Origin of the sequence: Thalassospira sp. MCCC 1A01428, assembly GCF_002115825.1 — a bacterium.
In the GTDB taxonomy this organism is placed as follows: Bacteria; Pseudomonadota; Alphaproteobacteria; order Rhodospirillales; family Thalassospiraceae; genus Thalassospira.
On sequence record NZ_JFJZ01000030.1, the window covers coordinates 1 to 12,931 of the forward strand.

The window sequence follows — 12,931 nt, forward strand, 5'->3', positions numbered from 1 at the left end:
TCATGTTGACGGGGCTCTTGTGGGCGGGGCGAGCCTCAAGGTCGAGGATTTCTGGGGGATTATCGATAGCTGCGACTGAACACTGTCAGTTGTTTTTTCTGATCCCGAGGGGCGCAGGTTATGCTGGTGTATTGCACTGGCATTACTTGTGACAAGTAAGCTGTTTTCCTGTGAGAGTGGACGTTTGGCAAATTTATTTGCCTGTTTGCCACGAAAGGCAGGCGGGGATGTTGCAATTTGACGCGGGATCGGTGAAAATGGGTTCCCGGCGCAAGATGTTCGTTCTTGCTCGACGCCGGGAATTTTCCCGTACAAATTAAAGATGGTGTTTTCCTGCCGGTCGCAGGGACGACGTTATTGCATGCGGTTGTGAATTTATGGTTATAAACGTACGAAATACGGACTAGCCAACCGTTTCAAAACACGTTAAACACGCATCAAATTTTGCCCGGTACGGCAACAAAATCGTTGCCGCCGGATTTACAAGTCAAGAGTTTTGAGGCCATGCAGACTGTCATTCTGGTTATCCACCTGCTTCTTGCGATCGGCTTGATTGCCGTAATTCTGGTTCAGCGCAGTGAAGGCGGCGGGCTTGGTATTGGCGGCGGCAATAGCGGCGGCGGTAATTTTGGTGTCATGAGTTCGCGCAGTGCGGCGAACCTTCTGACCCGAACGACTGCAATTCTTGCTGCGGCCTTCATGATTACAAGCCTTGGTCTGGCCCTGTTGACCAATACCCGTACCGCACCAACATCGATCCTTGATCAGGTGCCTGCACCGGCTGCGACTTCCGATATGGAAAAAACGGCCCCGGCACAGGATAGCGGTCCGGCGGCGCCGACCCGCTAACACATATACCGATTATCAGAGGCGGCAAAATTGCCGCCTCAATTTTTGAATTGTTTGCTCCCCCGGTTCGCAATCTGCGTAACCGTGGCTTTGTGCTTTGAGATGAGGCATAGACATGACCCGTTATATTTTCATTACCGGTGGCGTTGTTTCTTCGCTGGGCAAAGGCCTGGCGTCTGCTGCATTGGGTGCCTCGCTTCAGGCGCGTGGTTTTACCGTCCGTTTGCGTAAACTTGATCCTTATATCAACGTTGACCCGGGCACTATGAGCCCCTATCAGCATGGCGAAGTTTACGTTACCGAAGACGGTGCCGAAACGGACCTTGACCTTGGCCATTATGAACGTTTCACCGGTGTGTCGTCACGCCGTTCTGATAACGTCACTACTGGACGTATCTATTCGTCAGTTATTGCCCGCGAACGCCGTGGTGATTATCTGGGCGGGACTGTCCAGGTCATTCCGCACATCACCGATGCCATCAAGGAATTCGTCCAAAGTGATGCGACCGAGGATTTTGTCCTGGTCGAAATTGGCGGTACGGTTGGTGATATCGAAAGCCTGCCATTCCTTGAGGCCATTCGTCAGATGGGCAACGAACTGGGAGACGGGCGGACAATGTTCCTGCATCTTACCCTGGTTCCTTATATTCCGTCAGCGGGGGAGCTGAAAACCAAACCGACCCAGCATTCTGTCAAGGAATTGCAGTCGCTTGGTATTCAGCCCGACATTTTGCTGTGCCGCTGTGATCGCGAAATTCCGGTTAATGAACGTCGCAAAATTGCGCGGTTCTGTAACGTGCGCGAAGCGTCGGTCATTCCGGCGTATGATGTCGACAATATTTATCAGGTGCCGATCAGCTACCATAAATATGGCCTGGATAACGAAGTTCTGCATCACTTTGGCTTGCAGGCCCAAGACCCCGATATGGGCCCTTGGGAAGACATCTGCGACACTGTTCGCAACCCGGAAGGTGAAGTCACTATTGGGATTGTCGGTAAATACATTCAGTTACCTGATGCCTATAAATCGCTGACCGAGGCACTGGTGCATGGCGGTATCAGCAACAAGGTTCGGGTGAAGATTGAATGGATCGCATCTGACGATCTTGAAAAAACCGAGAATGTCAGCGAACGCCTGAGCAAACTTGATGCGATTATGGTGCCAGGTGGATTTGGCGAACGGGGTGCTGAAGGCAAAATTGCCGCGGCACGGTATGCCCGTGAAAACAAGGTGCCTTATTTTGGCATTTGTTTTGGCATGCAAATGGCTGTTCTGGAAGCTGCACGTAACCTCGCGGGCATTACCAATGCATCGTCGTCCGAATTTGGTCCGACCGACGTGCCGCTGGTTGGCCTGATGACTGAATGGTCCAAGGACGGCGGACGTGTTGAACGTCGTAGTGGCGAAGATGACCTTGGCGGCACCATGCGTTTGGGTAATTATGAATGCAAACTGGTGGCCGGGACGCGTGCCCGTGAAATTTACGGGACTGAAACGGTTCTTGAACGTCACCGTCATCGTTATGAAGTTAATATCAACTTCCTTGATCAGCTTGAGCAAAAAGGCCTGAAATTTTCAGGTCTGTCGCCAGACGGGCGTTTGCCGGAAATTGTCGAATATCCGGATCATCCCTGGTTTGTTGGCGTGCAGTTCCATCCGGAATTGCGCTCGCGTCCGCTGGACCCGCATCCGTTGTTTGTGTCTTATATCAAGGCTGCCAAAGAACGTAGCCGTCTGGTTTAATGCTGCCTGGAACGTGCAAGGATGTTGAAATGAACGCGATTAAAACCGTTAAAGTCGGCAATATCGAATTTGCCAATGACAAACCCTTTGCGTTGCTGGCTGGCCCTTGCGCCATCGAAAGCCGCCAGCACGCATTGGAAATGGCAACGGCCCTGAAAGAACTGGCCAGTGCAATGGGCATTGGGCTGGTTTATAAAAGTTCGTTCGATAAAGCCAATCGCACCAGCAATAAATCGAAGCGGGGCGTAGGTTTGCACGAAGGAATTGATATTCTGGGCGAAGTCAAGGATGTCACCGGGTTGCCAATCGTTACCGATGTTCATTTGCCTGACCAATGTGCCGAGGTTGCCAGGGTTGCGGATATTTTGCAAATTCCGGCGTTTCTGTGCCGCCAGACCGATTTGTTGATGGCAGCGGCCGCCACCGGTAAGGCTATCAATGTGAAAAAAGGTCAGTTCCTTGCCCCTTGGGACATGGCCAACGTTGCCGACAAAATTGCCGAGGCCGGCAACGAAAATATTATGCTTTGTGATCGCGGAACCAGTTTTGGTTATAACACACTGGTTACCGATTTCCGTGGACTTCCCACCATGGCCCGTCAGGGCTATCCGATTGTGTTTGATGCCACCCATTCCGTCCAGCAACCGGGCGGGCAGGGTGGCACGACGGGCGGGCAGCGTGAATTTGCGCCTGTTTTGGCCCGTGCAGCTGTTTCTGTTGGTGTTGCGGCATTGTTTATCGAAACCCACGACAATCCTGATGCAGCCATCAGCGACGGACCCAATCAAATCCCTCTTGGCAAACTCCCGGAAGTCCTTTCGGTCCTAAAGGAGTTTGATGCTGTAGCGAAGGCCAATCCGGTTCGTCTGGATATGTTCGACGCTTGATTTAAAGGTGCCGCCATATTTTGTGGCGGCATTTCTTTTATGCTGTAACCGACGCGGCCCGACATTTGGGTCGTTCAATATGTCAGTAAGGAGAGTTGTTTCGTCATGACCGCTATCATTGATATCCGCGGGCGCGAAATTCTGGACAGTCGGGGTAACCCGACGGTTGAGGTTGATGTGACTTTGGAAAGTGGCGCCTTTGGTCGGGCTGCCGTTCCCTCTGGTGCATCGACTGGCGCACACGAAGCCGTCGAACTGCGTGACAAGGAAGACCGTTATCTGGGTAAGGGCGTTACCAAAGCTGTTTCTGCTGTAAATGGTGAAATCTTTGAAGCTTTGGCCGGAGTGGATGCTGAAGAGCAGATCGAAATCGATCAGGCTATGATTGATCTTGATGGTACTGCGAACAAAAGCCGTTTGGGCGCAAATGCCATTTTAGGTGTTTCTTTGGCTGTGGCCAAGGCCGCCGCACAGGAAGCCGGTTTGCCGCTGTATCGCTATATCGGTGGTTCATATGCGCGCACATTGCCGGTGCCGATGATGAACATTATCAATGGTGGCGAACATGCCGATAATGCCATTGATGTGCAGGAATTCATGATTGTGCCGGTGTCGGCTGACTCCGGTACGGATGCGATCCGCATGGGCGCCGAAATTTTCCATCATTTGAAAAAATCCTTGGCGGCTGATGGTCTTAGCACGTCGGTGGGCGACGAAGGTGGCTTTGCCCCGAATATCGCATCGACCGAAGACGCAATCAGCTATGTGATGAAATCGATCGAAGCTGCCGGGTATCGTCCGGGCGAAGACATTATGCTTGCACTTGATGCTGCATCGACCGAATTTTACAAAGACGGCAAATATGTGCTGGCGGGTGAGGGCAAAACGCTCGATTCCGAGGGCATGGTTAAATATTGGGCCGAGCTTGCGAGCAAATATCCGATTTTCTCAATCGAAGACGGCATGTCGGAAGATGACTGGGACGGTTGGGCTGCGCTGACGCGCGAAATTGGCGATAAAATTCAGCTGGTTGGCGATGATCTGTTTGTGACTAATCCGCTGCGTTTGGCCGATGGTATTTCCAAAGGTGTTGCAAACTCGATCCTGGTCAAAGTAAACCAGATTGGAACGCTCAGCGAAACACTGGAAGCTGTCGAAATGGCCCATCGTGCGGGTTATACGGCTGTTATGTCGCATCGTTCGGGCGAAACTGAAGATTCAACGATTGCTGATCTGGCTGTTGCCACGAATTGCGGGCAGATTAAAACCGGGTCGTTGTCACGTTCTGACCGGTTGGCAAAATATAACCAGCTGATCCGCATCGAAGAACAACTTGGTTTGAGCGCCCGGTATCCGGGTCGTGCGATCCTGAAGAAATAATCCGCCGCTTTTATTTCGGAAGCGAGATGACGAAAAGCCGCCCTGAATCGGGGCGGCTTTTTTTGTTTACGATTTGTTAATTAATCATAAGGCGGCTAAAAAAAGATGTCTGTTTTTAAAACTCTTTTTACCTTGTTGTGATTAAATCACGCTTCAGGATATGGCATTGCGAATACTAAAATTACTAATCATTTGATATTGCGTGAAAATAACTATTGTTGTTTTCTCGTTTTGGTTTGTTAACGTTATGCTTTCCAATCCGTTTTCTGCTTTGGGGCCTTCGATCACATGTCGTCATCTGCACCGGTAATCCGTCGATTTCGACAGGCCATAGCACCTGTTTTTGCTTTTACAGTAATGGTCTATTTTATCTTCCATAGTGTGGAGGGGGATAGGGGGCTGTTGGCTTACTGGTCGATGCAGGATCGTGTTACCGAGATTTCAAAATTGCGTGACGATATAAAAGCACGTCGCGAACTGTTGGAGCAACGCGTAAAGGCGCTGCGTCCAGGTAGCCTTGATCCCGATTTGCTTGATGAACGTGCCCGTACCATGCTTGATATGGCAAACCGGGACGATGTCATCATCTTCCATCATAATGGGTATGATCAGCCCTGATATTTTCTTTCAGCACGGTTACAATGGCATTAGGTGCGGCGCACACTAGCTTGCGCGCAGGTTTTTGCTGTTTATACGGCAACTGCGAAGATGAATTTTCCTTTGTCAAAATTGTTTTCATAAAAGCATAGCATTTGTGACGCTGTGGAATGAACCATCTGAATTGAGCTTCCTCAAACGTCTGATAATTCACAAAATATCATTTGAACCGTTAAAACTACAATTAACCAATAAACGGTTTATTTGTGATTGTGCATTGCAAAACAAGGCTTTAACGCCCCCAAGATAGCTTGCTTATGTCCGTTGTTTTGGGTAGATATTTCGGTGGTCCAATACCGAATTAAGCTGCTTTTCAAAGAAGCTTAAGCGAGCCATCCACCGGGAGGAACCATGGCGACCACAAAACGCAAACGCGCCACGACGCGCGCCGACAATCAGGCGAGCAGTGACGATCTCCTCAAATATTACCGCGATATGCTTCTGATCCGCCGTTTCGAAGAAAAGGCTGGCCAGCTTTATGGCATGGGCCTGATCGGTGGTTTCTGCCACCTTTATATCGGCCAGGAAGCAGTCGTTGTTGGTATGCAGGCAGCTACATCCGGCGATGACGGTGTGGTAACCAGCTATCGTGATCATGGGCATATGCTGGCATGCGGGATGGATTCCGCTGGTGTCATGGCCGAACTGACTGGGCGTGAGGGTGGTTACTCTCACGGTAAGGGCGGTTCGATGCATATGTTCTCGAAGGAAAAGAACTTTTACGGCGGTCACGGTATTGTCGGCGGACAGGTTCCGTTGGGTACCGGTATTGCCTTTAATTACAAATATCGCGGCGAAGACAAGGTTTGTCTGACCTATCTTGGTGACGGTGCTGTCAACCAGGGGCAGGTTTATGAATCTTTCAACATGGCTGCGCTTTGGAAGCTGCCGGTCGTTTATTGCATTGAAAACAATCAGTACGCGATGGGTACGTCAACACAGCGTCACTCGGCCAGCCCCGACCTTTATCAACGTGGGGAAGCCTATGGCATCCCTGGTGAACAGGTTGATGGCATGGACGTGCTCGCGGTGAAAGAAGCCGGTGAACGTGCGGTCAAGCATTGCCGTGAAGGCAATGGGCCCTACATTCTTGAACTTAAAACCTATCGCTATCGTGGCCACTCGATGTCTGATCCGGCGAAATACCGGACCAAAGACGAGCTGGACAAGATGCGCAAGGAACATGACCCGATCGACATGGTCAAAAAATTGTTGATCGATGCAAGCATCCTTGATGAAGACGGTCTCAAGGAGATCGACAAGGAAGTGAAGGCAGAGGTCGCCAAATCTGCGGAATTTGCACAGAACAGCCCGGAACCCAATCCTTCTGAACTGTTTACCGACATTTTGATCGAAGTCTGATCCAGATTTTGCAAAATCCGCTTTTGACCAGAAATTTTCCCGCAAAGAGGGGGAACCATGCCGATTGAAGTTTTGATGCCTGCATTGTCGCCGACAATGACCGAAGGCACTCTTGCCAAATGGAATGTGAAAGAAGGCGACACGGTTCAGTCCGGTGATGTCCTTGCTGAAATTGAAACCGACAAGGCGACGATGGAAGTCGAAGCTGTTGATGAAGGTAAGATTGGCAAGATTGTTGTTGACGCCGGAACTGAAAATGTCGCCGTCAATGCTGTTATTGCCTATATTCTTGAAGACGACGAAGACGCATCTGCGCTGGATAATGTAAACCCGGGTGAAGCCAAGGCTGCCCCGGCGCCCAGCGACGAGAAAGATTCGTCTTCTGATAGCGCACCGTCGGCACCGGCAACAGCTGCTGCGCCGGTCAAGGCATCAGGGGCAATTGAACGCACTGATAACGAGCCGCGCGCAATGAGCGTGATGAACGAAACGCGCGACGAAAAATCCTACACCAAATTCAAAACCCAGACTGTTCGTGAAGCCCTGCGTGATGCAATGGCCGAAGAAATGCGGACGGACGAAAATGTTTTCGTCATGGGTGAAGAAGTTGCGCAGTATCAGGGGGCTTATAAGGTCACCCAGGGCCTGCTTGATGAATTTGGCGACCGCCGCGTTGTTGATACGCCGATTACTGAATATGGTTTTACCGGTCTTGGTACCGGGGCCGCCTTTATGGGGTTGCGCCCGATTGTTGAATTCATGACATTCAACTTTGCCATGCAGGCGATTGACCATATCATTAACTCGGCCTCAAAGACGCTTTATATGTCTGGTGGTCAGCTTGGTTGCCCGATTGTGTTCCGTGGACCAAATGGTGCGGCAGCCCGTGTAGGGGCCCAGCATTCACAGTGTTATGCCTCGTGGTATGCACATTGCCCGGGCCTTAAGGTGGTTGCACCTTATTCGGCAGCCGACGCCAAAGGCCTTTTGAAGGCTGCTATTCGTGATCCGAACCCGATTGTGTTTCTGGAAAACGAAATTCTGTATGGTCAGAGCTTTGAAGTTCCTGACGATGAAGATTTCGTTCTGCCGATTGGCCAGGCCAAAATTGAACGTGAAGGCACTGATGTTACCATCGTTGCATTCTCGATCATGGTTGGCAAAGCCCTGAAGGCAGCCGAAAAGCTGGCGGAAGAAGGCATTTCAGCCGAAGTCATCAACCTTCGTACCATTCGTCCGCTCGATGTGAACACCATTGTACGTTCGGTAATGAAAACCAATCGTTTGGTAACATGTGAAGAAGGCTGGCACTTTGCTGGTATCGGCGCAGAAATAGCGTCGGTTATCATGGAACATGCGTTTGACTATCTTGATGCACCGGTTGCCCGTGTTACCGGCGAAGATGTTCCAATGCCATATGCGGCCAATCTGGAAGTTCTGGCATTGCCGCAGGATCAGCACATCGTCGATGCGGCCAAGGCCGTTTGCTATCGTTAAACAAAAACGGACAGGGGGCTGGCGCACCGTCGGTGCTGCCACCCCGTTACCGGGAGATTGCATCCATGCCAGTTAAGATTCTGATGCCGGCGCTTTCGCCGACCATGACAGAAGGCACCTTGGCGAAATGGCTTGTCAAGGAAGGGGACACCGTTGAATCTGGCGATGTCCTTGCTGAAATTGAGACCGACAAGGCAACGATGGAAGTCGAAGCTGTCGATGAAGGTAAAATTGGTAAAATTCTTGTTGAAGCGGGCACCGAGGGTGTTGCTGTTAACGCCGTAATTGCGCTGCTTCTCGAAGAAGACGAAGATGAATCTGCTCTGGAAGGGGCGGATACTTCAGGGCCTGATGTTGGTGGAGACGCGGCATCTTCGGCACCGAAGGAAGAAGAAAAATCCGAAAGCAAAGATGTCGCACCAGCAACATCCGGCGCGTCGGTTAGCAAGGATGGCGACCGGATTAAAGCAAGCCCGCTTGCACGCCGTATTGCGTCGCAAGAAGGGGTTGAGTTATCCGGGGTTGATGGTTCCGGGCCGCGCGGTCGTATTGTTAAGCGCGATGTTGAAGCCGCCCTTAGCAACAAACCGGCCACCAAATCTGATGCACCTGCTGCCACAGGCAAGTCCGATGCTCCGGCACCGGCTGCCAAGGCACCTGTTGCATCGGGCTGGAACCCGGATCTGACTGGTCTGCCTGAATATGAAGAAATTCCGAATACAACGATGCGTAAGGTGATTGCGCGCCGTCTGACGGAATCCAAACAGCAGGTTCCGCATTTCTACCTGACCATCGATTGCCAGATTGATAATCTTTTGTCGGTTCGCAAGCAGCTGAACGAAAAAGCGGCTGATGGTGTGAAGGTATCGGTTAACGACATGGTTATCCGGGCATCCTCGATTGCGCTTAAGCGTGTCCCGGCCGCCAATGCGATCTGGACGGATGCGGCCATCTTGCAATGCAAACAGCAGGATATTTCTGTTGCCGTTGCCATTGATGGTGGCCTGATTACACCGGTTATTCGCAATGCGGGTGGCAAGGGCCTTGCCGAAATCTCGACCGAGATGAAAGCATTGGCTGCCAAGGCGCGTGATGGCAAATTGCAGCCGCAGGAATTCCAGGGTGGAACCTTCTCGGTTTCCAATCTTGGCATGTTTGGCATTAAGGACTTTGCTGCCATTATCAATCCGCCGCAGGGTTGTATCCTCGCTGTCGGTGCTGGTGAACAGCGCCCGGTGGTCAAGGATGGCGCACTGGCAATTGCAACTGTCATGAGCTGCACACTGTCTGTTGATCACCGGGTGGTTGACGGTGCTGTTGGTGCCGCGTTCATGGCTGAATTCAAGAAGCTGATCGAAGATCCGATAAGCATGCTGCTTTAAGGTCTGGTTATGCGGGGGCTTTAACAAGTCCCCGCAAGCTTTTGAATGATATACCTGTATGTGAAAATCAGGCAGGTGAAGGAGATGCAAAATGGCGGAAAACAATTTCGACGTTATCGTAATTGGTGCCGGTCCTGGTGGTTATGTTACCGCCATTCGTGCCGCCCAGCTGGGCCTGAAAACGGCTGTCGTCGAACGTGAACATCTGGGCGGTATCTGCCTTAACTGGGGGTGTATCCCGACTAAGGCCTTGCTGCGATCAGCCGAAGTTTATCGCAACATGAAACATGCCAAAAATTATGGCCTGTCTTGTGATAACCCGTCCTTCGACTTTGACGCTGTTATTCAGCGCTCGCGTGGTGTTTCAAAGCAACTGACGGGTGGTGTTGGTCATTTGCTTAAGAAGAACAAGGTTACCGTGATTAACGGAGAAGCCAAGTTCGACGGACCCAAAAAGATTACCGTTGAAGGCAAGGACAAGGGCACCTATACGGCGAAGCATTACATCATTGCAACGGGTGCAAGGGCGCGTTCACTGCCAGGGCTTGAGGCCGATGGCAAGGTTGTATGGGATTACAAAAAGGCGATGACGCCTGATAAAATGCCCAAAAGCCTTGTTGTTGTCGGGTCGGGTGCTATCGGTATTGAATTTGCCAGCTTCTATCACACCATGGGCACCGAAGTGACCGTGGTTGAGATCATGCCGCAAATTATGCCGGTGGAAGACAAGGAAGTTGCGGCCCTTGCGCAAAAGATGATGACCAAGGACGGGATGAAAATCCTGACTGAAGCCAAGGTCGCCAATCTGAAGCGCAATGCAGATAATGTTGTTGTCACCATTGAAACCAAAGACGGTAAAAAGCAGGAATTGACGGTTGACCGTGTGATTTCCGCTGTTGGCGTTATTGGCAATACCGAAAATCTTGGTTTGGAAACCACCAAGGTAAAGGTTGATCGTAACGTTATTGGCACTGACGAATTTTCTTGCACCGCCGAGCCGGGCATTTATGCCATCGGTGATGTCGCGGGACCGCCGATGCTGGCACATAAGGCCGAGCATGAAGGTGTTATTTGTGTCGAGAAAATTGCTGGTGAAAAAAATGTTCATCCGCTTGATCCACGCAAAATTCCGGGATGCACCTATTGCCATCCGCAGGTTGCCAGTGTTGGCCTGACCGAAGCCAAGGCCAAAGATGCCGGGTATGATGTCAAGGTTGGCAAATTTCCTTTTATCGGGAATGGCAAAGCTGTTGCCTTGGGTGAAGCGGAAGGTTTGGTTAAAACTGTATTTGATGCCAAAACCGGCGAATTGCTGGGCGCACATATGGTGGGTACCGAAGTTACCGAACTGATCCAGGGTTTTGTGATTGCAATGGGGCTGGAAACTACCGAGGAAGACCTGATGCATACGGTTTTCCCGCATCCAACCCTGTCTGAAATGATGCATGAATCGGTTCTTGACGCTTATGGGCGTGCGATCCACTTCTAAATCATTATATGGTGGATACGGCAGGTTCCCTTGTGGATCTGTCGTATCGGCCATGTCGAATGTCAGTTTGACAATTTGGCATAAGGACGGCACATTGCCGCCCGTTCCATCCTTCGGAGGTTTAAATGTCCACGACGCGCAACGAAGTACGGGCCCTTCGTCACCCGGAAAAGCAAAAGAACCCGGATCGTCCTTCTGGTCGCAAGCCAGAGTGGATTCGCGTTAAGGCACCGACTTCGAAGGGCTATCAGGAAACGCGCGATCTGGCGCGTGGTCTGAAATTGCATACGGTTTGCGAAGAAGCCGCATGCCCGAATATTGGTGAATGCTGGCAAAAAAAACATGCATCGTTCATGATCATGGGCGATACCTGCACCCGTGCATGTGCGTTTTGTAATGTTAAAACCGGGATGCCAAACGCGCTTGACCCGTTTGAGCCGGAAAACCTGGCAATGGCGGTTGCCGACATGGATCTCAAGCATGTTGTCATCACCTCGGTTGACCGTGATGATCTTGCCGATGGTGGTGCGATGCATTTTGCCCGCGTGATTGAAGCTATTCGCCATAAATCGCCGGCAACAACCATTGAAATTCTGACGCCCGACTTTCGCGATAAGCCCGGTGCTGTTGAAATCGTCGCCAAGGCCCGTCCAGATGTGTTTAACCATAATCTGGAAACAGTTCCGCGTCTGTATCCGTCCATTCGCCCTGGTGCCCGTTTTTACCAGTCGTTGCGTATTCTTGATCGGGTTAAACAAATTGATCCGACGATTTTCACCAAATCAGGCCTTATGGTTGGTTTTGGGGAGCAGCGCCACGAACTGAGCCAGGTGATGGATGATTTGCGTGTGGCCGATGTCGATTTTCTGACCATTGGCCAGTATTTGCAGCCGACGCTGAAACATGCGCCAGTTGAACGGTTTGTGACGCCTGATGAATTTAAGGAATATGCGTCGATGGCGCGTGCCAAGGGCTTTTTGATGATTGCATCAACGCCGCTGACACGTTCAAGCTATCATGCAGATCGTGATTTTGCCGAAATGCGTGAAGCCCGCGAGAAAAAACTTGCCGCAACTGCCAAGGCGAGCGCGGCAGAATAAACGGCAATTCTTTACCCGGCATTTTTAAAAAGACCAGTAGGAGATCCCTTTGCCGACGCATGCGGAGCGCAGAAAGCTACCCTATACGCCGGAACAGTTATTCGATCTCGTTGCAGATATCGATGCCTATTCGGAATTTTTGCCCTGGTGTGCTGCATCACGGGTGCGGAAGCGTGACGGTAACGAACTTCATGCCGATCTGGTGATTGGTTTTAAGATGTTTCGTGAAAAATATACGTCAAAAGTTACGCTGGACCGTCCGACCAGAATTGATGTTGAATATTTGCAAGGACCGTTCAAATATCTGAATAACCATTGGGAATTTCAGCCTGCCGACGATGGCGGGACATTTCTGGATTTCTATGTTGATTTTGAATTTAAATCGGCAATCTTGCAAAAAATGATTGGTATGGTTTTTAACGAGGCCGTTAAATTGATGGTCGGATCCTTTGAAAATCGTGCCCGACAGGTTTATGGCGATAACGGGATTGCATCCTCGGCGTTATAGGCCGTTTGTGTGCACTAAATAATAAAAAGCCGAAACGTTACACAGGTAAGGTTTCGGCTTTTTCATTTTTGGTCAT

General features: G+C 50.8%; 12 protein-coding genes. All 12 read left to right on the plus strand.

The features are described 5' to 3' along the window. Positions 1–79 (plus strand): triose-phosphate isomerase (locus tag THS27_RS27470; RefSeq protein WP_139835653.1); only part of this gene is annotated, 79 nt, incomplete at its 5' end. Positions 80–504: 425 nt separating this feature from the next. Then, complete coding sequence (secG, locus tag THS27_RS18725; RefSeq protein ID WP_085583255.1) at positions 505–849, plus strand: preprotein translocase subunit SecG; 345 nt, start codon at positions 505–507, stop codon at positions 847–849. 115 nt (positions 850–964) lie between these two features. After that, complete coding sequence (locus tag THS27_RS18730) at positions 965–2,593, plus strand: CTP synthase (RefSeq protein WP_085593590.1); 1,629 nt, start codon at positions 965–967, stop codon at positions 2,591–2,593. 29 nt (positions 2,594–2,622) lie between these two features. After that, positions 2,623–3,480 carry a 3-deoxy-8-phosphooctulonate synthase gene (kdsA, locus tag THS27_RS18735; RefSeq protein ID WP_085593636.1) on the plus strand — a complete coding sequence of 286 codons (858 nt, stop codon included), beginning with the start codon at positions 2,623–2,625 and terminating at the stop codon, positions 3,478–3,480. Positions 3,481–3,585: 105 nt separating this feature from the next. After that, positions 3,586–4,860, plus strand: a complete 1,275-nt coding sequence (gene eno, locus THS27_RS18740) for a phosphopyruvate hydratase (protein WP_085593591.1) — start codon at positions 3,586–3,588, stop codon at positions 4,858–4,860. 357 nt (positions 4,861–5,217) lie between these two features. Further along, positions 5,218–5,478: a septum formation initiator family protein gene (locus tag THS27_RS18745; RefSeq protein ID WP_085593592.1), complete on the plus strand. Its 261-nt coding sequence runs from the start codon at positions 5,218–5,220 to the stop codon at positions 5,476–5,478. A gap of 390 nt (positions 5,479–5,868) precedes the next feature. Beyond that, positions 5,869–6,879 carry a pyruvate dehydrogenase (acetyl-transferring) E1 component subunit alpha gene (pdhA, locus tag THS27_RS18750; RefSeq protein ID WP_085593593.1) on the plus strand — a complete coding sequence of 337 codons (1,011 nt, stop codon included), beginning with the start codon at positions 5,869–5,871 and terminating at the stop codon, positions 6,877–6,879. A 57-nt stretch (positions 6,880–6,936) separates the two neighbouring features. After that, a complete protein-coding gene (locus tag THS27_RS18755; protein ID WP_085593594.1) occupies positions 6,937–8,376 on the plus strand; it encodes a pyruvate dehydrogenase complex E1 component subunit beta in 1,440 nt (479 codons plus the stop codon). 65 nt (positions 8,377–8,441) lie between these two features. Then, the gene (locus tag THS27_RS18760) at positions 8,442–9,758 is read left to right on the plus strand and encodes a pyruvate dehydrogenase complex dihydrolipoamide acetyltransferase (RefSeq protein ID WP_085593595.1); all 1,317 of its coding nucleotides are present in this window, start codon (positions 8,442–8,444) and stop codon (positions 9,756–9,758) included. 91 nt (positions 9,759–9,849) lie between these two features. Next, entirely contained in the window at positions 9,850–11,247 is a 1,398-nt protein-coding gene (gene lpdA / locus THS27_RS18765) for a dihydrolipoyl dehydrogenase (RefSeq protein ID WP_085593596.1), read from the plus strand. 125 nt (positions 11,248–11,372) lie between these two features. Then, the gene (gene lipA / locus THS27_RS18770; protein WP_085593597.1) at positions 11,373–12,347 is read left to right on the plus strand and encodes a lipoyl synthase; all 975 of its coding nucleotides are present in this window, start codon (positions 11,373–11,375) and stop codon (positions 12,345–12,347) included. A gap of 49 nt (positions 12,348–12,396) precedes the next feature. Beyond that, positions 12,397–12,855 carry a type II toxin-antitoxin system RatA family toxin gene (locus THS27_RS18775; protein WP_085593598.1) on the plus strand — a complete coding sequence of 153 codons (459 nt, stop codon included), beginning with the start codon at positions 12,397–12,399 and terminating at the stop codon, positions 12,853–12,855. Positions 12,856–12,931 lie beyond the last annotated feature (76 nt).